Origin of the sequence: Sulfuricella denitrificans skB26 (assembly GCF_000297055.2) — a bacterium.
Classification (GTDB): Bacteria; Pseudomonadota; Gammaproteobacteria; order Burkholderiales; family Sulfuricellaceae; genus Sulfuricella; species Sulfuricella denitrificans.
The window spans coordinates 1,079,082-1,103,744 of record NC_022357.1; the positions used below are offsets into that span (position 1 = coordinate 1,079,082).

25 protein-coding genes are annotated in these 24,663 nt (G+C 53.3%); 19 read left to right on the top strand and 6 right to left on the bottom strand.

Annotation, left to right across the window (positions count from 1 at the left end; genetic code table 11):
- Nucleotides 1-298 precede the first annotated feature (298 nt).
- The 13 genes from SCD_RS05330 (at nt 299) to SCD_RS05385 (ending at nt 13,783) form a co-directional block, all read left to right on the top strand.
- Nucleotides 299-673 carry a GIY-YIG nuclease family protein gene (locus tag SCD_RS05330; RefSeq protein ID WP_009206140.1) on the top strand — a complete coding sequence of 125 codons (375 nt, stop codon included), beginning with the start codon at nt 299-301 and terminating at the stop codon, nt 671-673.
- Entirely contained in the window at nt 648-2,234 is a 1,587-nt protein-coding gene (locus tag SCD_RS05335; protein WP_009206139.1) for a DGQHR domain-containing protein, read from the top strand. Before SCD_RS05330 ends, SCD_RS05335 begins: the two co-directional genes overlap by 26 nt.
- A gap of 131 nt (nt 2,235-2,365) precedes the next feature.
- Nucleotides 2,366-3,154, top strand: coding sequence for a RelA/SpoT domain-containing protein (locus tag SCD_RS05340; RefSeq protein ID WP_161626923.1), 789 nt, complete (start codon nt 2,366-2,368; stop codon nt 3,152-3,154).
- A 60-nt stretch (nt 3,155-3,214) separates the two neighbouring features.
- The gene (locus SCD_RS05345; RefSeq protein ID WP_009206137.1) at nt 3,215-3,469 is read left to right on the top strand and encodes a hypothetical protein; all 255 of its coding nucleotides are present in this window, start codon (nt 3,215-3,217) and stop codon (nt 3,467-3,469) included.
- A gap of 131 nt (nt 3,470-3,600) precedes the next feature.
- Nucleotides 3,601-4,689 carry a DNA sulfur modification protein DndB gene (gene dndB / locus SCD_RS05350; protein ID WP_009206136.1) on the top strand — a complete coding sequence of 363 codons (1,089 nt, stop codon included), beginning with the start codon at nt 3,601-3,603 and terminating at the stop codon, nt 4,687-4,689.
- Nucleotides 4,686-6,224 (top strand): DNA phosphorothioation system sulfurtransferase DndC, encoded by a 1,539-nt coding sequence (gene dndC / locus SCD_RS05355; protein ID WP_009206135.1) that lies wholly within the window; start codon nt 4,686-4,688, stop codon nt 6,222-6,224. The genes dndB and dndC overlap by 4 nt, the downstream gene beginning before the upstream one ends.
- Nucleotides 6,214-8,244, top strand: a complete 2,031-nt coding sequence (gene dndD / locus SCD_RS05360) for a DNA sulfur modification protein DndD (protein WP_009206134.1) — start codon at nt 6,214-6,216, stop codon at nt 8,242-8,244. The genes dndC and dndD overlap by 11 nt, the downstream gene beginning before the upstream one ends.
- Nucleotides 8,234-8,569, top strand: a complete 336-nt coding sequence (dndE, locus tag SCD_RS05365; RefSeq protein WP_009206133.1) for a DNA sulfur modification protein DndE — start codon at nt 8,234-8,236, stop codon at nt 8,567-8,569. The genes dndD and dndE overlap by 11 nt, the downstream gene beginning before the upstream one ends.
- Before the next feature lie 2 nt (nt 8,570-8,571).
- A complete protein-coding gene (locus tag SCD_RS16060; RefSeq protein WP_009206132.1) occupies nt 8,572-8,934 on the top strand; it encodes an HIT family protein in 363 nt (120 codons plus the stop codon).
- Between the two features lie 232 nt (nt 8,935-9,166).
- A complete protein-coding gene (gene istA, locus SCD_RS05370) occupies nt 9,167-10,666 on the top strand; it encodes an IS21 family transposase (RefSeq protein WP_009206131.1) in 1,500 nt (499 codons plus the stop codon).
- The gene (gene istB, locus SCD_RS05375) at nt 10,651-11,385 is read left to right on the top strand and encodes an IS21-like element helper ATPase IstB (protein ID WP_009206130.1); all 735 of its coding nucleotides are present in this window, start codon (nt 10,651-10,653) and stop codon (nt 11,383-11,385) included. Before istA ends, istB begins: the two co-directional genes overlap by 16 nt.
- A gap of 141 nt (nt 11,386-11,526) precedes the next feature.
- Entirely contained in the window at nt 11,527-12,414 is an 888-nt protein-coding gene (locus SCD_RS05380; protein WP_009206129.1) for a M48 family metalloprotease, read from the top strand.
- Nucleotides 12,415-12,535: 121 nt separating this feature from the next.
- Nucleotides 12,536-13,783, top strand: a complete 1,248-nt coding sequence (locus SCD_RS05385) for an EAL and HDOD domain-containing protein (RefSeq protein ID WP_009206128.1) — start codon at nt 12,536-12,538, stop codon at nt 13,781-13,783.
- 93 nt (nt 13,784-13,876) lie between these two features.
- Here SCD_RS05385 and SCD_RS05390 read toward each other — a convergent pair whose 3' ends face one another.
- Both SCD_RS05390 and rpoS read right to left on the bottom strand, forming a co-directional pair.
- Nucleotides 13,877-14,422 carry a glycine cleavage system protein R gene (locus SCD_RS05390; RefSeq protein ID WP_009206127.1) on the bottom strand — a complete coding sequence of 182 codons (546 nt, stop codon included), beginning with the start codon at nt 14,420-14,422 and terminating at the stop codon, nt 13,877-13,879.
- 325 nt (nt 14,423-14,747) lie between these two features.
- Nucleotides 14,748-15,710 carry an RNA polymerase sigma factor RpoS gene (gene rpoS / locus SCD_RS05395; protein ID WP_009206126.1) on the bottom strand — a complete coding sequence of 321 codons (963 nt, stop codon included), beginning with the start codon at nt 15,708-15,710 and terminating at the stop codon, nt 14,748-14,750.
- A gap of 358 nt (nt 15,711-16,068) precedes the next feature.
- On the opposite strand from rpoS, the gene SCD_RS05400 reads away from it, so the two are divergent.
- The 3 genes from SCD_RS05400 (at nt 16,069) to SCD_RS05410 (ending at nt 18,913) form a co-directional block, all read left to right on the top strand.
- Nucleotides 16,069-16,962 carry an ROK family protein gene (locus tag SCD_RS05400; protein ID WP_009206125.1) on the top strand — a complete coding sequence of 298 codons (894 nt, stop codon included), beginning with the start codon at nt 16,069-16,071 and terminating at the stop codon, nt 16,960-16,962.
- A gap of 66 nt (nt 16,963-17,028) precedes the next feature.
- Nucleotides 17,029-17,604 (top strand): LexA family protein, encoded by a 576-nt coding sequence (locus tag SCD_RS05405; RefSeq protein ID WP_009206124.1) that lies wholly within the window; start codon nt 17,029-17,031, stop codon nt 17,602-17,604.
- Nucleotides 17,605-17,680: 76 nt separating this feature from the next.
- Nucleotides 17,681-18,913, top strand: a complete 1,233-nt coding sequence (locus SCD_RS05410) for a DNA polymerase IV (RefSeq protein WP_009206123.1) — start codon at nt 17,681-17,683, stop codon at nt 18,911-18,913.
- Nucleotides 18,914-18,931: 18 nt separating this feature from the next.
- Here SCD_RS05410 and SCD_RS17100 read toward each other — a convergent pair whose 3' ends face one another.
- From SCD_RS17100 to SCD_RS05430, 4 genes are all read right to left on the bottom strand, one after another.
- The gene (locus SCD_RS17100; protein WP_084607437.1) at nt 18,932-19,240 is read right to left on the bottom strand and encodes a diguanylate cyclase domain-containing protein; all 309 of its coding nucleotides are present in this window, start codon (nt 19,238-19,240) and stop codon (nt 18,932-18,934) included.
- A 264-nt stretch (nt 19,241-19,504) separates the two neighbouring features.
- Nucleotides 19,505-20,044 carry a hypothetical protein gene (locus SCD_RS05420; protein ID WP_009206122.1) on the bottom strand — a complete coding sequence of 180 codons (540 nt, stop codon included), beginning with the start codon at nt 20,042-20,044 and terminating at the stop codon, nt 19,505-19,507.
- A 4-nt stretch (nt 20,045-20,048) separates the two neighbouring features.
- Nucleotides 20,049-20,663 carry a hypothetical protein gene (locus SCD_RS05425; RefSeq protein ID WP_009206121.1) on the bottom strand — a complete coding sequence of 205 codons (615 nt, stop codon included), beginning with the start codon at nt 20,661-20,663 and terminating at the stop codon, nt 20,049-20,051.
- A 4-nt stretch (nt 20,664-20,667) separates the two neighbouring features.
- Complete coding sequence (locus SCD_RS05430; protein WP_041673343.1) at nt 20,668-21,708, bottom strand: hypothetical protein; 1,041 nt, start codon at nt 21,706-21,708, stop codon at nt 20,668-20,670.
- 140 nt (nt 21,709-21,848) lie between these two features.
- Between SCD_RS05430 and SCD_RS05435 the strand changes: the two genes are divergently transcribed.
- The 3 genes from SCD_RS05435 (at nt 21,849) to SCD_RS05445 (ending at nt 24,606) form a co-directional block, all read left to right on the top strand.
- Complete coding sequence (locus SCD_RS05435) at nt 21,849-23,093, top strand: lipoprotein-releasing ABC transporter permease subunit (RefSeq protein WP_009206117.1); 1,245 nt, start codon at nt 21,849-21,851, stop codon at nt 23,091-23,093.
- Nucleotides 23,094-23,208: 115 nt separating this feature from the next.
- Nucleotides 23,209-23,862, top strand: a complete 654-nt coding sequence (gene lolD, locus SCD_RS05440) for a lipoprotein-releasing ABC transporter ATP-binding protein LolD (protein WP_041673344.1) — start codon at nt 23,209-23,211, stop codon at nt 23,860-23,862.
- Nucleotides 23,863-23,919: 57 nt separating this feature from the next.
- A complete protein-coding gene (locus SCD_RS05445; protein WP_009206115.1) occupies nt 23,920-24,606 on the top strand; it encodes a TVP38/TMEM64 family protein in 687 nt (228 codons plus the stop codon).
- Nucleotides 24,607-24,663 lie beyond the last annotated feature (57 nt).

The window sequence follows — 24,663 nt, forward strand, 5'->3', positions numbered from 1 at the left end:
TGGTGGAAAGGGTTTTCCTGTAGCGCTTGAATTCTCGGCCGCCGGGTTGGCTTGTAGGCATCTAACCCAAAGATATTATTTTGATAGCCGTGAAGAGGCATGCCAATTTTAGTCCGTTAATAATACAGACAATACCAGTTAGATGAGCATCGGTGGCAGTCGATGTTTTAAAAAACACCGGAAAATTGTAAAGATTATATTGTATGTTTTCAAAAACAGTTGACATTATTTAGATATAAGTTTATATTTATTCTTATGGTAATTACTATGTTTTTGAAAACATGCTGGCGGAGGGGCTATGGAACTAGGATGGGTGAGCAGTAGAACGCTGGAGATGGCTGCGATAAAAGCCGCCAATCGTTCAGGGGTCTACTTGATTGGAAAGGTGTATAAAATTGGGCAGGTGCCCGTTTTATATGATTGGGTCTATGTTGGAAGAAGTGATCGACTTGGTCGAAGGTTGCGTGAGCATCAGCTTATCCGAGAAGAGAATCCTGGTTTAAAAGAGTGGCTGAGGAAAAATCAAGGCGGCATTGAAGTATGGTTTGCAGCAACAGCCAGTACAGAATCCATTGGGCTGGAAAAAAGGCTTATTAAAGAACTTTTGCCGGAATTTAATCGTATTGAATACAAACAAGGAGTTAATCATGAATATATCGTCAGCTTCGCTTGATCAGATAACAACTGATATTTTGCAAAGAGAGTCCCAAGAGAAACACGCGTTGTCATTGTTGTTGGACCGTTATACCGCCTCGAAAGATAAGATTTTTGTACAGAAAACCGAGATGGGGGGGACGGAGTCTTATATTGGTGCCGTGACTTTGGAATGGCTTGCAGAACGGGTGCGCTTTGCATCTCAGCTGCCCTTGTTTAGGGAGAAAATTGATCCGGTAACTAAAAGTATTGAAATCGATAAAGATACAATCAATGAGATTCTTCAACGTCCATTGGATTACAGCAGGCAAGCTGTGCTGGCTCAGTATTTGGCTGCACGCCCTAAGCATAAATTTCCTCCTTTGCTTGTGGTTGTCTCGCAAGAATGGGTAGATAACCAAGATGCTGATGAGTGGAATTCTGATGGACATGCAATTAAGTCAACATCAGATTTTTCTGCTTTGGATTCGATGGGTAAGTACGGGTTGTTGGATGTATCGGAAGGCATCCAGATTTTTGCGCTTGATGGGCAACATAGATTGCTGGGCGTGCAGGGATTAATGGAGTTAATTAAAACAGGCCGTTTGTCGGTGCGAAAAAGAAATGGTGATGATGTAAAAAACCAAGTGATTACATCGGAACTGCTTGAGGAGCGATATGGAGTAACTCAATCTAAGCTTCAGCAGCTAGGAAAGGAAATAATTGGGATTGAGTTTATTTCCGCTGTCGTTCCGGGAGAAAGCCGTGCTGAAGCGAAACGAAGGATTCGCACGATTTTTGTTCATGTAAATCGAATGGCTGCTCCATTAACCGCTGGTCAAATTCATCAGCTGGATGAGGATAATGGTTTTGCATTAGTGGCTAAGCGTGTTACGACAAGCCACCCCTTCCTCAGTGCGATTGGAGAGGGGAGGGTAAATTGGGAGAACAATACCATTTCCTCTCGATCGACCAGCTTTACTACGTTGCAAGCGCTGACGGAGATGGCTAAAGGTGTCCTTGAGCCGATTTATCCAACTTGGTCGCCTTCGGAAAAAGGGTTGATTCAGTTGCGGCCAGAGGATCCTGAATTGGAGGATGGTGTTAAGAGATTTACGGAGTTTATGGACTACTTGGTGGAATTGCCCAGTATTAAACGAGCTGCTCAAGGCACCCCATCTCCGCAACTTAGGAATTTTTCTGCTGAAGGCGGTGAGGGGATTTTGCTCTATAGGCCTGTTGGGCAAACGGCACTTGCCAGCGCCGTTGGCTTACTTATGAATGAAGGGGTCTCAATTAAACAGATATTCGAAAAATTATCGGCCTACGATGAAAAAGGAGGGTTTTCTAAAATTGATCATTTCTCATCTCTTTGGTACGGCGTTTTGTTTGATCCGAATAAACAGAGAATGCTAGTTTCTGGCGAGAATTTGGCTAAACACCTTTTGGTTTATTTATTAAAGGGTGGGCTTCCTGATGAGAGGGAGCGTGAAGATTTACGGATGAGTTTTGCAGAAGCTAGAGAGATTGATGGACAGTTTCGTAAATTTGACGGTGAGTGGGGGGGCAACAAAGATATTCAGTTACCCAATCCTCTTTAATTAAAATGATTGAAGTTACTAGTAGAAAGTTTATTGATAACGCGGGTGTCAGGTTCCGAGACCGGAAGGAACTGCCATCGGATCGTGAGACGATTCAGGCATACCGTTGGCTTCGGTCGGGGAATCTTCCCGTGTTATTCAATAGCATTTCAGGATTGATTCTAAATCGGCAAGCGCTTCTTAGCGGAAGGTTGAAGCGTACTGATACGATAATTCGAAAGCTGCGACGTGAAAAAACAATGAAGCTCTCATCAATGGACGATATTGTGGGCTTTAGAATAATTGTTTCGACACGTGCTGAGCAAAAGAAAGTTGTAGATTGTTTGTCTAATGGACTCTCGGTTAAGGCTATTAAAGATTATGTGGATTCCCCTCCTGCCTCTGGATATAGGGGAATCCACATTATTGGTGCGGCTGAAACGTTTTTGTCTGGAAATAGAGAGCCGACAAGGTTTACCTATGAGATTCAAGTGAGAACGTTTTTTCAGCACATTTGGTCTACTACTTCAGAAAGTTTTGGGGAACAAGTTAAAGAAGGTGGGGGGTCGCTAGAACAACGAGAATATCTGGATTCTTTTTCAAAAAAAGTGGTGTTGTTTGAAGAAAATAATCCAGATTTTGTTCAAGATGAAGGGTTGGTCCCGGATGGGAAAATTAATTATTTCGTCGTTAATTTTGATAAGTCAAAAGGCGTGCTAATAAAAACACAAATGTTTTATGATGCGATAGTCAAAGCCCTTGAATATTACCAATACTTAGAGAACTTGCTTTCTAAAAATCTGAATAACGAAGTTACTTTGCTCGCGGTGCCTCATGGGGAAGAGAGACTAAGGATTACGCATTTGCGTTACTTCAGACCTTATGGGCGCCCAGAAATACCGATCGAAATTAGGCCTGAGACCGCAATACCAGGTAGCTAACGGCCGTTTTCTGGTTTTTAGTCATCTCTTCGATGTTTATAGATTGGGAAAGAAATTCAAATGCCAGAACGAAAAAACAAACCATATAAAGAAGGTGAGTTGGAGGTGATTCTCAGCCTTGCACCGACATCGGCCAATATTGGATGGCTGGCTAAGCTGCTTGATCGCTCTGAAGAGGCGATTCAGATCGTCTATAAGATTGCTTTTGAGCATGGTCCATTCGGACTGAATGCTGACGCTCAGGAGCGTAAAGTCTTCGAGGCTAAGGAGCGAGTCGGAATAAGGATAGGCAGGAGAACGCCGCGGAATGGCTAGGCCCGGGATTTGAGCCATAATCTGGTTTATTTGAAGCACGGGTGAGTGCGCGATTTGGAAGTTATTCTTGAATACATTTTTGACTTCCAATAAAATGCTCTCTTAGATTGACTTACTAAGGGACCCATCCAATGGGCGACACTGGCTACTCCCATTCTTTCCCCGCGATCCGCGGACTCCAGGCCGGTCGTGTCTTCTATATAGCCATGTGCCCGATGAAAATCATCCCAAAAATTTTCATCTTCGATGAAGAAGAAGTTCCTCCAGAACTTCGTGCCCAGCGAGCTCTAAATCGCGCCAGAATTCCAGAGATTGCGTCTTATCTGATCGACAACCCCGACAGCTATATCCTCTCGGCCCTCACCGCCTCCGTCGACGCCAGCATCCAATTCAAGCCATACGCTGAATCGGGCCCCGCAAGTAATATGGGGGTCCTAAGCATCCCTATGGACGCGACCATTCTTATCAACGATGGCCAGCATCGCCGGGCAGCAATTGAAGAGGCAATACGAGAAAATCCTTCGATCGGGCAGGACAATATCCCCGTCTTATTCTTCATCGATAATGGACTGGTCCGTAGTCAGCAAATGTTCGCTGACCTCAACAAATACGCGGTCCGCCCCAGCTATTCCCTAAGCACGCTGTACGACCACCGCGATCCCGGATCTGATCTGGCCCGGTATCTAGCAAACTACTGCATCGCTTTCAAAGGTATTACCGAGATGGAAAAATCCACCATCTCAAACCGCTCCTCCAAGCTTTTCACCTTGAGCGGTATCAAGCACGCCAGCCGTGCTTTGCTGCGCAAGGGCAACAGAGAAAAAATCTCCGAGCAAGAAAAGCATGTCGCTCAGGAATACTGGGACGCCGTAGCGGAACACATCCCGGATTGGACCAGAGCCCGAGAAAGAGCTGTGGTCACCTCTGACCTCCGGCAGAATTTTGTACACGCCCATGGCGTAGCCCTCCACGCCCTTGGCATCGTAGGTGCTGACCTCTTGGCTTCTGATCCTAAGAGCTGGAAAAAGACTCTGCAAAAGCTTTCAAAAATTGACTGGTCACGCTCGAACATCCAAGCGTGGGAAGGAAGAGCAATGGTCCATGGCCGCATCAGCAAGGCCAGTACTAACGTCCTTCTCACCGCCAATCTCATCAAGAAACACCTCGGTCTCAAGCTCAAGCCTGAAGAAGCCGAACTAGAAAAAGGCCTCTCAAAATGAATGGCCAAGCCAAAGTCATCCCGATCTCAAAATCAGTAAAAGAACAAACGATCGCCGGCCGCCCGATCGCTGACCTCCTGCAAGAAATCCAAACCATCTACAAAGCGGACACTCGCCCCTGGGTCGTCGGCTATAGCGGTGGAAAAGACTCGTCCGCAATTCTGCAACTGGTCTACCTCGCTCTGCAAGGGCTTTCCCCAGAAGAGCGGACCAAAGACGTCTATGTGGTTTCCTCTGACACGCTGGTTGAAACCCCAGTCGTGGTCGGCATCATCACCAGCACGCTGAGCAAGATCAACAACGCCGCGAAGCAGAAAGGCCTGCCCATATATGGTGAGCAAGTGTACCCAGCCATGGACGAAACTTTCTGGGTAAACCTCATTGGCAAAGGCTACCCAGCCCCCACCCGCCAGTTCCGCTGGTGCACCGAGCGCATGAAAATCAATCCTGTTAGTCAGTTTATCCTCGGCAAGGTGGCAAAATTCGGCGAAGTCGTCGTTGTCTTGGGCTCCCGCTTGGCAGAAAGCAACTCCCGCGCCCAAGTCATGCGCAAGCACAAGATTGAAGGACGGCGTTTATCAAAACACAGCAGCCTACCCAGCGCGTACGTCTACACGCCTATTGAAGACTGGTCTGCTGACGACGTCTGGGAATTTCTGCTTACCGGCAAAGCCCCATGGGGAGGCGACCACCAAGCGCTGTTCGAACTCTATAAAGACTCTAATGCTGGCGAATGCCCGCTTGTGATCGACACCAGCACCCCCTCATGCGGCAACTCCCGCTTTGGCTGCTGGGTCTGTACCGTCGTCACCAAAGACAAAGCCATGGATGGTCTGATCGAAAGCGGTCATGACTGGCTTAAGCCGCTTCAGCGTTTCCGTAATAAGATCTACGACACCACGCTTCCGGAAAACAAAAATACATTCCGAAATTTCAAGCGTCGCACTGGGAAAATTACCAGTACCCCAACTAGGGTCGAGGGTGTCGCAGAAGACATTAAGCACATACCCGGCCCCTACTGGCTATCCTTCCGCAAAGAACTGTTGAAGGATCTCCTCGAAGCTCAAAAACTTGTTCAGCAAACGGATCCGGATATCCAGCTCATCACCAAGGAAGAACTCGAAGAAATTCGCAAGAAATGGGTCCAGGACCCCAATGAACCAGACTGGGAAGACAGCCTGCCGAGCATCTATCGGGAGATCATCGGCAAGGATCTCGACTGGGCAACCAGCGATGCCGGCGCCTTCACCAAGCTCGACGCCGATCTACTCGCCGAACTGGAAGACAAACACAAAGTGCCGGCAGCGCTGATAATGAAGCTCATCGAGCTTGAACTCTCCATGGATGGTCTCAGCAAACGCTCAGCCATCTTTGATCGCATCGGAACCATCCTCAAGCAGGATTGGGGCACCTTCGAAGAGATCATGGCCAAGCACCGTGTTTGTACCAAGACCATGAGCCATCTCGACAATGAAGAAGAGCAGCTCAAGAAGCAATATGAAGAATTTGAGAGCCTAAAATTCCATGCTGATTAAAAAACTCACCCTCTGTGACTTTGGCCTCTTCCAGGGGCAACACGAAATCGATCTCGCACCGCGGCAAAAATACGGTGCCACGCGGCCCATCGTCCTGTTCGGAGGTCTCAACGGTGCCGGCAAGACAACCATTCTCACAGCTATCCGCCTTGCCATCTATGGCCGTCAAGCAATCGGCTATGGCACAACCCAAAAGGCCTATGAGGAATACCTTAACTCCAAGATCCACCGGGTCCGCAATGCGCTGGTCGAACCGAGTGGTGCTCATGTCATCCTAGAGTTCATCTACTACAAACTCGGCACCCCGATCAAATATGAAGTGCGCCGCTCCTGGGTAATCTCAGGCAAACAAATCAAAGAAACGCTTACCATCTTCCAGGACGGAAAAGTCATTTCTGATTTCACCTCTGAGCAATGCCAAGCATTCCTCAATGAACTCATTCCCTTGGGCGTATCCGACCTCTTCTTCTTCGACGGTGAGAAAATCGCCAGCCTGGCTGAGGATGGTGGTGACGTTGCACTACGTGACGCCATCCGCAAGCTTCTGGGTCTGGATATCATCGAACGCCTCAAAAGCGACCTTCACCTCTACGTTCGCCGGCAAACCAACAATGCCCTGCCAGAAGACAGCAAGGCGCAACTCGAACAACTGGATACCGAGTACAAACAAGCGAAGGAACGCATCCAGGAAGCAGAAAGAAAAGCTGCCCAGGAAATCCGCCACAAAATCGCCGAGTCCGAGGCGCAACTCTATAAACTCGAAGAAAGTCTCGCTTCAAAAGGAGGTGCCTGGGCAGTCTCACGCGGAACGCTCAAGAATCGCCGTGAACAGCTCATTACAAAAAAGAAAGCTCTGGAGGCCGAGGTCCGGGATGCGCTCAACGAACTCTACCCCCTGAGCCTCGCTTCGAAACTCCTCAGCCAGCTCAACAGCCAGATCAATCTTGAACGTCAATTCAAGGAATGGGACGTGATCGCCACAGCGATCACACAACGTATTGAAACCCTGAAAACCACCGTCAAGAAATACGTTCCCGAGGTTTCAAACACTCAGGCAATCCAGGAAATTAACCACCTATTCCAGGATCTCACCGTCCGGCCTGACGACCTGAAAAACGTAAAACTAGTCCACGACCTGTCCAGCAAAGACTACGGTCAGCTTGAAGCCTGGATCCACGGGGCCCTCACCACTGCGGTCGCAGAAATGAAGGCCCGCAAAACAAAACTTCACCAGGTAGATGAAGAACTGGCCAATATCAGCGTTCAGATCGACCGTGCTCCAGACGAAAGCGCGCTCAAGGCCGACCTGGATGCCATCAAGAAAAAAAACACTGAAATCGTTACGCTCAAGGTCGAGCACAATCACGTGCTAGAACAGGGCCGTAGGGAAACCTGGAAAGCAATCGAACTGGTCCGCAAGATGCGGAAACTGGAAGAAGCGCTGGAGCAAGGCAGCGACGAAAACGTCGGGGTCCTTCTAGCTAAGAACAGTCGTGAAGTCCTCGCAGACTTCAGCAGCGAAATGACTAAACGCAAGATCGAAAAGCTCGAGCAAGAATTCGCCGCCACCTTTTCGCGTCTGGCCCGCAAAGACGACGCCATCGTCAGCGCCAAGATTGACCCGGCAAACTTCGAAGTCCACCTCAGCAACAAGAAGGGCCAGAGTATCCCAAAAAATGACCTCTCAGCCGGTGAAAAACAAATCTACGCCATTGCCATGCTGGAAGCCCTCGCTCATACGTCTGGCCGAAAGCTCCCCATCATCATCGACACACCTCTGGGAAGACTAGACAGCCACCATCGCGGCAAACTCGTAGATAACTACTTCCCTAGGGCTAGCCATCAGGTCATCATCCTATCTACCGATACCGAGGTAGACGCCAAGTTCTACCAGGGCTTGAGCTCCCATATTTCCCACTCATATCACATCCGCTACGATGCGATTGAAGGCTGCTCCAGCCTTGAAGAAGGTTACTTCTGGAAGTCACTAGATAACGAGGAGGGCGCCCATGTTGCCTAACCGCCTACACATTAGCAAACACGCCACAGACACGCTAAAGCAGATCAAAGGTCGAACCGGCGTCACTCCCAACATCCTCTGCCGGATGGCCCTCACCCTCTCACTCGAAGAAGGCCACGAACCCAACCCTGATACCGTCGATCTTACCGGTCAAGAGTTCAATCTTGCCACCCTCCTCGGTGATGCCGCCCTGGTCTACGAAAGCCTCCTAAAACAAGCCCACGGCGACCTCACCCCCAAGCAAGCCCAACAAATGCTAGCAGGGCACATTGATAACGGCGTGGGAAAAATTAAGCACGCTAAGAATGTAGGCGATCTCATCTAACCATGGGCTGTCCCTTCTGCAAACCAGAAGAAGTCGTCCTCAGTAGTGAACTCGCCTACGTAAAAGTGGACAAATTCCCCGTTTCTCCTGGCCATCTCCTCATCGTTCCAAAACGACATGAGGCCAACTACTTTGACCTTAGCCAAGAAGAACAACACGCCATCATCAGTCTTATTGGTGAAGCCAAAACTTACCTAGAACACCTCCGAAAACCGGATGGCTACAACATCGGCATCAACATAGGCACTCCGGCAGGCCAAACTGTCATGCACGCCCACTGCCATCTCATACCACGCTACTTCGGCGACCTTGAAGATCCACGTGGTGGAGTGCGAGGTGTTATACTGGATAAACGAATCTATTGAACTGGAGGAACGATGTATACCGTTATTACAGAAAACGACGTCTCATCCTGGGAAGATCAAACTGGCATCGCCTACCATTTCCCAAAACGGTATGCGAAATTCCTCCAGCCGGGAGCCAAGGTTGTTAATCAGCGTGCAAAACTGACCAGGAAACCGGGGTAAACAGCGTCCAAATTTGACCACCCCGGTTGTGCCATTATCTGGCCTTTTGGCTGGAGCAACCTGGAGTGATATGCATGGAAACCATCGGCAAGATACGCCGCACAAGATCAAGGGCGAGAGCATCAGCGCAATAGCCCGCGACCTCAACCTGTCCCGCAATACCGTCAAGAAATACCTGAATGCCGAGGTCGATCCGGTTTATCAGCGAGAGCGGCAACCGGCACCTAAACTGGGCGAGCTCCAGCCTGTGTTGGAAACCTGGCTGGAACAAGACAGTCAGCGCCCCAAACGAGAACGCCGCACCGCCCAGCGCCTGTTCGAAGACCTGCAACGGGAAGGCTACGCCGGTGCCTACGACAGCGTGCAGCGCCTTGTGAAACACTGGAAGACACAGCGTCCCGGCGCAAGCCAGGACGCCTTTGTCCCCCTCGTGTTTGCCGCTGGCGACGCCTGCCAGTTCGACTGGAGCCACGAACATGTGATCCTGGGTGGGGTAGCCCAAGTCGTGAAGCTCGCCCACTTCCGCCTTTCCCATAGCCGCCAGATGTTTCTGGCAGCCTATCCCCGCGAATCCCAGGAGATGGTGTTCGATGCCCATAACCGCGCCTTCGCCTTCTTCGGCGGAGTGCCTGTCCGAATGATTTACGACAACCCCAAGACCATCGTGGAATCCATCTTCAGCGGCAAAGATCGCCAGTTCAATCGTCGCTTCCTGGCGCTCGCCAGCCATTACCTGTTCGAGCCGGTGGCCTGCACGCCTGCTTCTGGATGGGAGAAGGAGCAAGTGGAGAACCAGGTCGGCAATGTGCGGGAATGGCTGTTCACCCCCATCCTACGCTTCGACGCTTTGGCGGAGTTGAACGCATGGCTGGAAACCCGTTGTACGGAGTTAGCCAATCGTCCCCATCCCACATGGAAGGAGCGCCCCATAGCGGAGGTGTTCGCCGAGGAACAACCTCGTCTTCGGCCGATCACGATGCCCTTCGACGGTTACTTCGAGCAAACCCTCAGGGTGTCTTCCACCTGCCTGGTGAGCTATGACCGCAACCGCTACAGCGTGCCGGCTGAGCATGCCGGGCAGCGGATATCCTTACGGGCGAACGCGAACCGTATCCGGGTGGTAGCGGACGGCAAACTCATTGCCGAACATGCCCGCCACTTCGGGCGAGAACGGCTGATTCTTGACCCTTGGCACTACCTGTCTGTGCTGGAGAAGAAACCCGGCGCATTACGCAATGGGGCGCCGTTCCAGGATTGGGCCTTGCCAGCCGCCATTGGCGCCGTGAAGGATAAGCTACTCAAATCGCCCCAGGGCGACCGGGCTTTCGTGGAAGTGTTGCTGGCGATGCGCCAGTACGGCGCCGATATGGTGACCGTGGCATGCGAACTGGCGCTGGAGGAAGGCATCGTGACCACTCCTGTCATTCTCAACCACATGCACCGATTACTATCTCCCGCCAAACCCGAACCGATCACCGTTTCCACCGCGCTAATGCTGGCTATCGAACCCGTAGCCGATTGCACTCGTTACGACAGCCTGCGCGGAGGTGTGCCATGCTGGCTGAACTGACCCAGCGCCTCAAGGCGCTGCATCTCTACGGCATGGCGGCGGAACTGACGGAGATGGGGGTGGAGCGCTCCAGGAAACCCGAAGCGCCGGAGGTGTGGCTCCAGCGGCTGGTCGAGGCGGAGACCGTGGATCACCACGCCCGTTCCTTGCGCTACCAGTTGCACGTGGCGAAGTTCCCGGTCCATCGTGACCTGGAAAGTTTCCAGTGGTCGGAGTCCCCTCTGCTTGAGCAGCAGATTCGGCAATTGGCCTGCGGCGCCTTCATGGAGGCGGCGCACAACCTGATTCTGGTGGGCGGAACCGGAACGGGCAAGACTCATATGGCTACCGCGCTAGGCGTATCGGCGATCCATGCCGGGAAACGGGTGCGCTTCTACAATGCGGTGGATCTGGTGAACCAACTGGAGAAGGAGAAAGCTCAAGGCCGTGCAGGCGCTCTGGCGCGGCAGCTGACCCAGATGGATGGGGTGATCCTGGATGAGCTGGGCTATTTGCCGTTCCCGGAATCCGGTGGCGCCTTGCTGTTCCACCTGATCAGCCAGCTCTACGAGCGCACTAGCCTGATCATCACTACCAACCTCAGCTTCGGGGAGTGGGTGCAGGTCTTCGGCGATGCCAAGATGACCACGGCGCTGCTCGACCGTATCACTCACCACTGCGACATCCTGGAAACCGGAAACGATTCCTTCCGCTTCAAACAGCGCAAGAAGCCAGCTTAAAACCCTGGTCAAAATTGGACGCTGATGGGTGGTCAAATTTGAACGCTGATTGACACATCAGTTCGTGTCGTTTCGATTCCCAGTGGGTCATTCCGTCATGGTTTATTTTGTCGGATGGTCTAGGATATTAATCAGGAAATAATGATTCGTCTCCATGTTGCTTTGAGTGATTTGACAGCGCACGGTGAACGGGTTCATTCTCTGTTAGCCGAGGTTTTTCAGAAGAGTGAACTCATGATTACCCGCATCTGGTTCGTTGTCCTTTCCAGTCTTTTGCTCGGGGCGTGCGCAACGTCGCCCCAGGGTCGTATGCAGGTGGCCGTGCCGTCCTCGGTAAGTGCTGTTCATTCTGAGATGGGTATGCACCTGAATCTCGCCGCTGCGGCAGATACTCCTTCACCCTGCGCAGGGGTGGAGTGCAGGCTTGATCGTGCTTTCGATCAGAGGGTTCAGCGGCTGGGTACTCGTCTTGCGCAATCGGCTTTTGAAATTTACCCTGATCTCACTGAGAGATTCAGCCAGTTTGAGTTCGTTATTGCCGAAAAAGCCGAACCGGGGAGTGCATCCTGCGCAACCGGTACGGTGGTGATTTTCCGCGGTGTGCAAAAGCTGCGTCTTGATGAAGAGGCTTTGGCTTTCTTGATCGCTCGCGAGATGGGGCATGTAATCAGCCGTCATCATGACGAGGATTCAGCAACCAGTATCCTGTTTTCCATCGCTGCCCAAGTGTTGTTTCCGGTCGCCAACCTTATTCGCGGCTCCGCTGTTTTGATACAGTCAGCTACGGCGATGGCAACAGCCTCATCAGCGGCTTCGTTTGTCGGTTCCCGGATAATGATAGAGAGTTACAAACTCGATCAATTGCATGAGGCCGATGCCGTTGCCCTGGACTTGCTGGCTAGCCTGGGGTGGAACAGGGGTGAAATTGCCGATGCACTAGCTACCAGCACGCAGACTGTTGGTGACGACAGATGGTCGAAGGATCTTCAGCTTTCCGCCAGAGGGGTCGTTAGATTGGCTGAAAATTAATTTCGGCTTTGCTCCTGGGGTTAACCATTTGAATTCACTGTTTTTACGATATCATGAGGAAAGTTATATGATATTTCAATTAGTTACCGCCTGTTACCTACTGAAAGATAGATGAATAAGCATGCATAACCTGCTACAGGCGCAAGAGATTTTCTTGGGGTTGAAACTCATCCTGGATAAGCGACAACATCTGGTCGCATATGAATTGCTGTTTAGTAGCGGCGAGCTGAATGCGGTGCATTTTCTCGACAATACGCAGGCCACTTCACAGGCAATCAACGATGCTTTCAGCCAGTTTGAAATTGGAGAGGCCCTGGCGGTATATGAGTGTTTAATCAAGGTGAGGCAAGAGTTGCTGATGAGCGATGCGATTGAAATCCTGTCGCAACACCGGGTCACACTGGAGCTGTTGGAAACCGGGGTTGTCGATCTTCCGCTGATTGAGCGCTGTCGGGAACTTAAAGAGATGGGTTTTGATTTGGCGCTGGATGACTATGTCAATGACGGCACTTTCGATCCTCTTCTTGACGTTGTGGATATTGTAAAAATAGATATTACGCTACAGGATTGGCCGTCGACTCTGGGGATTGTCAACAAGCTCAGAAATTACCCGGTAAGGCTTCTGGCAGAGAAGGTCGAGAGCCATGAGCAGTATCTTCAGTGTGCAGAGGCCGGATTCGATTTGTTTCAGGGTTATTACTTTGCGCGCCCCAATTTGGCTATAGGCAAGTGCACCCTTCCTAATCAGGCGATCATGCTCAAATTGCTGGGGCTCATTCTGACCGATGCCCCCGATCATGAAATCGAGCAGGTCCTGAAACAGGATGCCGGCTTGAGTCTTAAGCTATTGCGCTTGGTTAATTCAGTATCGATGGGGCTGAAAACAAAAATATCATCTTTTAATCAGTCAATTAAAATTGTGGGTCGACGTCAGATGCAACGTTGGCTACAACTGTTGTTATACACCCCGCAACAAGATGACGTGAGTTATAGTCCGCTGTTGCGACTTGCTGCCAGGCGAGGAAAATTGATGGAATCTCTCGCCCAGAAATGCAAAGAAAGTGACCGGGATTTCCATGATCGGGCTTTCATGACGGGCATTTTGTCTTTACTGGATGCTCTCCTGAATAGACCATTGATGGAAGTGATTGATCTGATCAATCCGGCAGACGAAATTGCTGACGCCTTGCTTAATAAATCGGGCAATCTGGGTGGACTGCTTTCTCTGGCAGAAATGACAGAGCAGGGGCGGTTTGATCATGCCGGGGATGTATTGGAAAGTTTGGGGCTGGCAGTACAAGATTTGATGGGCGCGGAAGTGGATGCGTTGCGCTGGTCGAATAGCATCACGACCGAAATGGCCCAATGACGAGGTGCGGTTCCCCATGATGACTAATGGGGGCGAACATTAAGGGGCCAGGGAATTGCGGTTTTCTTGAGGCTGCGAGTACGTAGCCCGGTATCACATTCGTGCGGGTTCGAAGCTCGCGTCCAGATTCAGGTCGTCACAATAATCGAGGAAATTTCCACGCAAAGTGGGAATGTGAACGTCGGCATGAATACCCACCGTCATGGTGACGGAAAACATGGATGTGCCGGTGTGTGGCGCCGGGTACGTGTCGGTCTGGAGTTCCTCGATATTGATGCCGTTCTTGGAGAAGAAAGCGGCCAGGTTGCGAACGATGCCGGGATGATCCATGGCCACCACTTCCACCCTGTAGGGAACCACCGGTTGCGTCCGTTCCCGTTGCTGGGTTCGTTTGTGGATGATAGAGAGCCCTAGCTGATCGCCCAGCGCCCCCATTTGCCCTTCAAGCTTGGAAAGTGCGTTCCATGGACCGGAAAGCAACATGATCAGGGCAAACTGCCCGCCCAACACGGCCATACGGCTTTCTTCGATATTGCATCCGCTCTCGGCGATCTTGCTCGAAAGCCGATCGACAAGACCTATTTTGTCTTCGCCGGAAGCGGTGATCGCCAGATAATTATTTTGAGTGTCTATGGTCATGGGTTGCTGAAATGCAAAGGTTGAATGGGCTCCAGTGTAATACCCAAAACGATAATGTGCTAGGGCGTGTTTACGCTAATTTCACGCGAAATTAGCGTAAACACGCCTGGAGAATGGGAGTAGATAAACAACCCCGGCATGCCGGGGCTGTTTATGTTTTCCGCAAGCTTATCTGGCTGGACATTCGATGTTTTCTTGCCAGTGAGTGTGAAACTCGCGAAGCGAGACCTCGTCCCTCTCGCCCTCCGGGAGAGAGCTAGGAGAGAGGGAAACGGTCATGGAGGTTCGCCATGACCGTTGGGGCCAGAGGTCACGCCAGGTTTCGTCAGAAAAATATTTCTTTCGAAATGTTGTTGCGCACGAGAATGTGGCGCAGGGATTGTAGCGCTTCAAGCTGAATCTGGCGTACCCGCTCTCGGGTAATTTCGAGGGTTTCGGCAACCTTTCCCAGGGTGTGGGTTTGATGGCCGTTCAGACCGAAGCGCCGTTCTACCACACAACGCTGTTTGCTTCCCAGTTCATCCAGCCATTGCTGGACGAGCGCCTCAAGCTGAGCCTGCTGCAATTGCACATCTGGCGGCGGGGTGTTTTCGTCGGGAATCGCGTCACTCAGGGAGAGGCTCGGGTCGATATCCAGCGGTGTATCCAGAGATACTATGCGCTCATTCAGGTTCAGCACATAGCGTACATTGCCCACCGGTTTGTCCAGCAAGTGTGCTACCTCTTCCGCGCTGGGTTCATCGCCCTTGTGGGACTCAATGAGACGGAACGCCTTCAGGCAGGTGTTCATTTCCCGGATTACATGCACCGGAATGCGGATGGTACGCGACTGGTTCATGATGGCGCGTTCGATATTCTGCCGTATCCACCAGGTGGCGTAGGTGGAAAAGCGGAAACCCCGTTCCGGATCAAATTTTTCCAGGGCGTGTATGAGTCCCAGGTTGCCTTCCTCGATCAGGTCCAGCAACGCCATGCCACGGTTGATGTAGTGTTTTGCGATACTGACTACCAGGCGAAGGTTACATTCGATCATGCGCTGGCGAGCATTGAAATCGCCCTCTCTGACACGGGTTGCAAGTTCTCGTTCTTCCTTCGCAGTCAAAAGGGGGTTGCGGCCGATCTCATTGAGATAGATCATTGTGGCATCGCCCTGGAATTCGGCGCTGAATGCTTCCGTTCCGGGCGGGAGTTCCGCTAGTTCTTCTGGCGGCTGAGTGGATTCTTCTTCCAGGATGTCCAGAATGCCATCTTCTTCCGGATCTGATTTATTGAGAGTCATCGCGAACATGGTATTTTCCTTATGTCTGTTCGTTCTTTTAGGAAATGCGAAGTGAATTTCCTCAGGATGCACAACCAGTCTACAGAGGAGGGGAAAGACCGGGAATAAGAAGAGTGCGTATTCTGTACTAAGTAGAAATACTTATTTTGTAGTAAGGAAAATGCTTATTTTCGAACCCTGTTTTTGAGACTGCAGTGCGGGCCATTGGCAATGACAATATGATAATTCTCTGTTCAAAACAGATTGGCTGGGGTATTGGGAGGAATGGTCATCGATTCCAATTGCTGCACTGTGGCAGGATTTGGCGTTATCAATTATCGAATTGCTTACAGCCTATTTCACCAAGTCGATGTCGTGAGGAATTGCTATGAAGCTGGGTATTGACCTCGGGGGCACCAAAATCGAGATCATCGCTCTGGATGACGAAGGCGGCGAACTTTTGCGCCGGCGCGTACCCACCCCTCAGGACGATTACTCCGGCACGTTGCGGGCGATTGCCGATCTGGTGCATCAGGCGGAAGCCGCACTCGGACAGGCTGGAACGGTCGGTATCGGTACGCCGGGTGCCATTTCCAGGTCCACCGGCCTGCTCAAGAATTCCAATTCCGTGCACCTCAACGGCCAGCCGATTGTTCATGACCTGGAGTCCTTGCTGCAGCGCAAGCTGCGGATCAGCAATGATGCCAACTGCTTTGCCCTCTCGGAAGCCACGGATGGCGCCGCTGCCGGTGCCGCGGTGGTATTCGGGGTGATCGTCGGGACAGGCACCGGTGCTGGCATCGTCGTTAACGGCCATATCCTGACCGGCGCCAATGGCATCGCCGGCGAGTGGGGGCACAACCCTCTACCCTGGCCAGAAGGCGCGGAGCTTCCAGGGCCGGCCTGCTACTGTGGGCAGCACGGCTGCATCGAGACCTTTCTTTCCGGGCCGGGGATGTCGGCAGATCATCAGCGTGTCAGCGGTAAGAAACTTGACGCCGCAACCATCGCGGCGCGGGCGGCGGGCGGTGATGCCGCGTGCGAACTGACCTTGCAGCGCTATGAAAACCGCCTGGCACGCTCGCTGGCTCACGTGATCAATATTCTCGACCCCGATGTCATCGTGCTGGGTGGCGGCATGTCGAACATCGAGCGCCTGTACCAGAATGTGCCCGGGATTTGGGGGCGCTATGTGTTTTCCGATCGGGTGGATACCCGGCTGGTGCGCAACCAGTTCGGCGATTCTAGCGGCGTGCGCGGTGCCGCCTGGTTGTGGGAATAACGTAGAGAACAGTGCTTGACTAGGCAGGACTTGACTGGCGAACGATCGTTCACTACACTTCAACCCATGTCGAACGATCGTTCTTACCTGGACCAGCTCCAGGACTACTATGCCCAGCATCGGATCTTGCCTTCCTACGCTACCATGGCCGGATTGCTTGGCCTCAAGTCGAAATCCTCGGTGGCGGCGTTGGTTGCACGCCTGAAGTTGCAGGACTTTCTCGAAGTGACGCCGGACAAGCGGCTCAAGCCGGGCGGCAGGTTCTTCGAACGCCTGCTCGCGGACAGTGTGCGAGCCGGTTTCCCCAGCCCGGCCAACGATACCCAGCACGATATGCTGACCATCGACGAATACCTGGTTGAGCGACCCTCGCAAACCGTGCTGGTGACGGTCAAGGGGGATTCCATGATCGATGCCGGCATCCATCCCGGCGACATCGTGGCGGTGGAGAAGAAGCAGTCTGCCAATGTCGGAGATATTGTCGTCGCCATCGTCGATAACGAATTCACCCTCAAATATCTGGAACGGGAAAAGGGCCAGTTTGTTCTGCGGCCGGCCAATCCGGCCTACCCGATTATCCGTCCGACCGGATCGCTGGAGATTTTCGGCGTGGTGGTTGGGTTGGTCAGAAAATATAAGTGAAGGTGAGTGGTGAGTGGTGAGGAGAAAAAACAATCCATCGCTACGCCGCTTTTGACTTTACCCCTCACCCATTACCATGCTCGTTACCGACTGGCCTCATGCCATCGCCCATGTCGACGCCGACTGTTTCTATGCTTCCTGCGAGCTGGCGCGCCGTCCTGATCTGAGAAACCGTCCGGTGTGCGTCCTTTCCAGCCAGGACGCCTGCGTGGTGGCCAAGACCTACGATGCCAAGGCGGCCGGAATCAGTACCGGCATGCCGGTGTGGGAGGCGAAAAAGCGGCTTCCCCAGGCCGAGTATATCCCCGCCGATTTCGGCTATTACGGCCAGATGTCGGACAAGCTGTTCGCCATTCTCGCCCGGTTCTCTCCCGAAATTGAAGTCTATTCCATCGACGAGGGCTTCATCGACCTGCACGGCCTGCGCAGCTTGTGGCGCAAGGGTTACGGCGAGATTGCCAATGCCATGCGGGAAGCGGTCAGACGCGAAACTGGCATCACCGTTTCGGTCGGCGTTTCCGTCACCAAAACCTTGGCCAAAATCGCTTCCGAGTTCAATAAGCCGGACGGCACAACCATCGTGCCGGGGCGGCGCATTGCCGAATTCCTGGCCCGCGTCAAAGCCCGGGATATTCCCGGCATCGGCGCCAACCGCGAAGCCCTGCTCGACAAGTTCGGGATAGCCACCGCCCTGCAATTCATCGAAGCCGATGAAGCGCTGATCAGCAAGCTGATGGGGCGATCTGGAACCGACCTGCGGCACGAGCTGCGCGGTGAGAGGGTGTTTGCGCTGGAGCTGGAACCCCGTCTGCCGAAAAGCATTGCCCGCACCGCCTCCCTGGGGGAGATCATCGCCAGCCGTGAAACGCTGGCCGCCCACCTGACCCATCACACCACTCGCGTGGCGACAGAACTGGTGACGAAACGCTACATGGCGGCGAAACTGGCAGTGTTCCTGCGCCTGAAATCGTTTGATAGCGCCAGCGTGGAAATCAGGCTCGACTACCAGACCAGTAGCTATTTTGCCTTGTCCAGGGTAGTGCAGGCGGCGCTGGAGCGGCTTTACCAGCCCGGCCAGCTGTACCGCGGCTGCGGGGTGATTGCGTCGGAGATCCGGTTCGCCGCCAGTGTGACTTTCGATCTTTTCGGCGTCATGGAACAGGATGGACGGCAGGGCACGCTGCTGGAAACGATGGACGAAATCAACGGCAAGTACGGTAGCGGCACCGTGCGGATGCTGGCTAGCCTGCCGGTAAAAAGGCATGAAAAAGCCCGACGCTTCAACTATCCTTTATTTGAAGCGGACTGATTCTGAAAGCAACAGCATTCACCGCAGAGGACGCGGAGGATGCAGAGTTACAGAGCAGTGGGGTTGCAGTGATGGATGGCTTTGTCGCTCGACTCGAAAACATGAGCCAGCCCTTGCCTGAAGAAGGCGCTGAAGGCGCCAAATCGACAAATCGCTCACATCATGTCCGTGCTTATCATTGAGCGGTTTGAAATTATCCAGATCCAGGATCATCAGCACACCATAAAGGCCACTGCGTGTGCGGACTGCGTAAGCGTATTTAATAATAAACTGAAGTACCCGGTGTTTAGGGCTACGGAAGCAGTCTTTTTTATTAAATTTAGCCATCGCTTGATAACGTATTTGAGGGTTGATTCATCCACAATTTGGGTTGTGGCGAGAAACTACAATCGTAACATCATGATAAACAATGGAAATATTTATAACTTATTGATTAATTACAAAAATACTGTAAGCGCAGAATTTAGTCAAATTACTGTTCTTCCTTGTTTGTAATGGACTTGCAACGTATCTATACAGCTTATACACAATCTTATCCACAGCTTATGTGGAAGGCTTGTTTGTCAATAAGGGTTTCCCCTAAATCATTATTTAACCGAGGGTATCGGTTAAATAATGACTGAGTTCCGTCATGGCTGCATATTCGGATGCGGCAATCCCGGCCTTGCTGAAATCCAGCGCATCCGGATAGCCGCTGGCAGCTTGGGCTTGCGTCCTGGCTTCGCTGCACCAGTTTTTTGCCCATGTGGCAGAGGTGGCCAGATCATCCGGCGCAAATTGACTGATGGCCTGCTGTGCCGCCTGCCAGAAGCCGTTGCGGGATAGTGCGGTGTGTATCTGCGCGATTTCCGGCCGGTTACGCTGCAGAATCGCCTTGGCTAGGTTGTCCGCATTTTCGGCGAGTATTTTTGCGCGGGTTGCGATGGCATGCTTTTCGATGACGCCCTTGACTGCTTCATAAGCAGGGGTGTAGCGATCCGCTGGGCGAACAGTGGCAGAAATAAAGGACTGCAGGGCGATCAGCGCCGCCAGGGCATGACTGCTGTTGCGCGATTGTTTGACGGTTTCCAAGCACTGGGTTTCGGCTGCCTCCGGCGCGAGCAGCAGGGAAATCTCGTTGTGTTCGGTCACGTACCTAGCTCCTGCTGATTATGGCGGAGATCATCTCGGCATTATCGGCATGCTCGATCAGGATGCGCTTGACTCTGTCCTGCCAGAGCAGGCCGAATAGGTTCCGCTCTTCCGCATTGGCAATGCCCATCATGGCTTTTTGTATCAGTTCCTTCATGTCAGAGGAGGGGCTAACCAGTTCCGGATGATAGCTTGTCTCCACATTGATTCCGGTATCCAGTCGGGTGTAGCGAATTTCGCCGGCGATGGTGGCATTGAAGTGCAGCAGGTTACGGCGGTCGAATTTTCCTCCGATACCCTTGAAGCCGCCGGCCTGCGCGGCACCGGTGATAAGGCTGACGACATTGGCGATCACCCCGGTCACACCGTCAGCCTGACCATCACGGAATGAAACCTGGATTGCACCTCGCACCGGCAGTTCGTCGCCATACAGGCTCGCCAGTGCCTTGCGCGTCATCAGCCAGGCGCCTGCTACCGTGGGGCAGGAGTGTCCGGCCAGTTTGACTGCGTCGAGGTAGTTATACCCTACGACGCCTTTTTCTGCTGCGCCCAGGAACTCGGCCAGGGGGTCGTAAAGGGTGATTTTGGGCGCGTCATTATAGAAACTCGGGGTGTTCATATGATCATGAATCTCCAAAATAGGCATCCAACGATTTTCCGCGGAGCCAGATTTTCCACAGGTCGGTTCGGCTGACTGAAAATGACCTGGCCTGCCCACTATCGAAAGCATAGAGCGTCAATCGGGAAATTTTATCGCGGGACAGTGCTTGCCGTAGCGGTCCAAACCAGTTTTTTTCCAGGAGTAACAGGGCTTCGCGCCAGCGGTGGACATCGCCGTACAGTGCTGGGGTGCGTAGTGTGTCGAGAACAACCAGATGGTGTGATCTGCCCTGGTTGGCATTCAACCATTCCACGGCGGTCTCCGGTACGTTGGCGCAGGGAGTGTCGGTGGCGACCGCCAAGCCGCGGGTCAACGCGTTGTCGGCCCAGATATGGACGAAATAGGGGGCCAGGTTAGTCGGTAGCCCCCCCCCGCCCCAGGGCCAGATGCTGTTCACCGATGGTAAGCCGCGCTGCTCCCGTACCTCGTTAACCGGATGGCGGTGCAGCAACATCTGGGTTTCATTGAGGATGCTGTGCCAGCGTTTGCCGTCAGGGCCGCTGGGCAGAATGTTCCGGATATTCCTGCCAACGGCGGTTTCCAGAGAATGGGTTTTCAGGTGGTTGGGGGGATGGGCCAGACGCAAATGCCAGTGGCATGCCCGGGTCGGAAAGAAACTCAGACCCTCATCGGCGAAATGCTCGTTAAGGGCGGTAGTCAGGCTGTTTGCCTCTTCTTGAGTGATGTCCAGATTGCCGGAATCAGCGAGCACCAGCCGGTCGCGTTGCAACTGCAGATGTACGGGCTCTGCCAGCAGCCAGAAATCACTTCCCGGGTTGCCGCCGTTCGCCAGCAGGGTAAAGGCTGCTACCGGCCAGTCGTGGCGTTTCTCGACGCCAAAGGTTCGGCACAGCCATTCATCCATGCTGCCATCCGGAAGCGTCTTCTGGCTGCTGCGTGCCAGTAGTGTAGTCAGAGCCGGAAGGGATAAATCCCGTAGCGCTTTTCTGGTTTCAGGGCGGAAGGGCGGAAACAGGCCCGGAATGAGAAGATGGCAATGCATTGAAGGAATAATTGAACGGGACAATTTTCAGTCTATCATCAGACCTGCGGCCGTCCAAATCCTCATTGGCTTCTGCTGACCGGTTTTGTGTTTCCAGCCGTTAAGTGGCAAACTGGCGCCTTTGCCAGCCTTTCCTACCCGTGCAACCTTTCGAGCTCTTTGTTGGCCTGCGTTACACCCGCGCCAAGCGGCGCAACCACTTTATTTCCTTTATTTCCATGGTTTCCATGCTGGGCATTGCGCTTGGTGTGGCCGCCCTGATCGTGGTGCTTTCCGTGATGAACGGCTTCCAGAAGGAGCTGCGCACCCGCATCCTTGGCGTGGCGGCGCATGCCCAGATCAGCGGCGCGAACAATACCCTGGCCGATTGGCGGAGTGTTGCTGAAGTGGCGTCTCAGCATCCCGAGGTGGTTGGCACGGCGCCCTACATCATGGCGCAGGGATTGCTATCCTACGACCAGACCGTGCAAGGGTCGGTGGTGCGCGGCATTCTGCCAGATCGCGAAGCGCAAGTGTCCGAGCTGGCCGACAAGATGAAGGTGGGCCGGCTGGATGCATTGCGCTCCGGAGAATTTGGTATCGTGCTGGGTTCCGAACTGGCGCGAACCCTGTCGGTCTCTAAGGGCGACAAGGTGGTGCTGATTGCGCCGCAGGGGCGGGTTACACCGGCCGGCATCATGCCGCGGGTGAAGCAGTTCAGCGTAGTCGGAATTTTCGAGGCCGGCATGTACGAATTCGATGCCGGGCTGGCGCTGGTTCACATGGATGACGCGGCCAAGCTGTACAGCATGGGCAACCGCGTTTCCGGCGTGCGGCTCAAGCTCAAGGACATGAATCAGGCACCGCAGGTGGCACGGGAACTGTCTGGCCGCTTCGGTGACGATATCTACATCAGCGACTGGACTCGGCAGCACGCCAATTTCTTTCGCGCCATCCAGATCGAAAAGAATGTCATGTTCATCATCCTGTTGCTGATCGTGGCAGTGGCGGCATTCAACATTGTTTCTACCTTGGTGATGGCGGTTACCGACAAGCAGGCGGACATCGCCATCCTGCGTACCCTGGGTGCTTCCCCCTCCAGCATCATGAAGATATTCATTGTCCAGGGCACCCTGATCGGGGTCATCGGCACGCTGATCGGCGTGGCTGGCGGCGTGGTGCTGGCGCTGAATATCGACGTGGTGGTGCCGGCCATAGAACGGCTGTTCGGCGTGCATTTCCTCGCCAAAGATGTGTATTACATCAGCGAACTGCCTTCCGATCTGCAAAGCCGCGACGTCGGGGTAATCGCCGCAGTGTCTTTCATTCTCACCCTGCTGGCGACGCTCTACCCCAGCTGGCGTGCTTCCAAGACCAACCCGGCGGAGGCGTTAAGGTATGAGTGAGGAGATAGGCGTGAGGAGTGAGGAGTTGGCGGTGAGGGGCGGGGAAAAGCATGATGGGTTTTCTCCTCACTCCTCACTCCTCACCCCTCACCAGACGGTGCTTTCCTGCACCAACATGCACAAGGTTTTCCACCAAGGCAAGGTCGAAGTGCCGGTGCTGCTCGGAGTGAACCTGGAAATAGCACAAGGCGAGCGGGTGGCGATTGTCGGTACTTCAGGTTCCGGTAAAAGCACGCTACTGCATTTGCTGGGCGGACTGGATGATGCCACCTCAGGTGAGGTCTCCATCATGGGGCGTAACGTCAATGAGCTGGGCGAATCCGAGCGCAGCGGCCTGCGCAACCGATCACTCGGCTTCATCTACCAGTTCCACCACTTGTTGCCGGAGTTTTCCGCTCTGGAAAATGTTGCCATGCCGCTCCTGATCCGGCGCATGAAGCCGGATGCCGCGTATGAGCAAGCGGCGGTGATACTCAAGCAGGTCGGCCTGGGACACCGCCTTGGCCACACTCCCGGTGAGCTTTCCGGCGGCGAACGCCAGCGCGCCGCGGTGGCCCGCGCCCTAGTAACGCGCCCGGCCTGCGTGCTGGCGGACGAGCCGACTGGCAATCTCGACCGCCATACCGCGGAAGGAGTGTTCGATCTGATGCTGGAACTGAACCGGGAGTTGGGTACCAGCTTCATCATCGTCACCCATGATCCTGAGCTGGCGGCGCGGACGCAGCGCGTGCTCAAGCTGGTGGATGGAGTCCTTGGTAGCGAAGGCTAAACCGATTCTTGGTATAGTGGCTGCAGGCTATTCACTTAGGAGGCGACTGGATCTCGCATGATCTTTCCCTCGAACAAGAAAGCGTTGTTGCTCCTCCTTCTGCTGCTGAGCGGCCTGACGGTCATCGGCTTCCTCTTGTATACCTCCGGTTTCGTCAATCTGTTTCTCAGTAAAGAGCATCTGCTGGATTTCATCAACCGGCATCGCGCTTACGCGGCGTTCATTTTTATTGGGCTTCAAGCTGCACAGGTGGTGATTGCCCCGGTACCGGGGGAGCTGACTGGTTTCGTCGGGGGGCTGATTTTCGGGTCGGCATGGGGCGTGGTTTATTCGACAATCGGATTGACGCTAGGCTCATGGCTGGCTTTCATGCTGGCCAGGATGCTGGGGCGGCCGCTGGTTGAAAGAGTGGTCAAGGCGGAGACCATTGCACGCTACGATTATGTGATGCAGCACAAGGGCCGTCTGCTGGCCTTCTTCATGTTTCTTATCCCCGGTTTTCCCAAGGACTATCTGTGCTATCTGCTGGGGCTGGGGCATATGCGGCTGCGCGATTTTCTGGTGATCGTCACGGCAGGCCGGATGCTGGGGACCAGTCTCCTCACTTTGGCAGGTTCTTATTATGAGAGCCAGCGCTATGGCCTGTTATTTGCGGTAGTTGGCTTCGGTCTGGGAATCATGCTGATTGCGATCGTATTCCGGGATCGGATAGAGCGCTGGTTGCACCGGTTTCAATCCAAGTAGCTTATAGGTACCACCAACTATCCGCTACACGGCTTGCCTGCTTGACCCGTTTAGCTT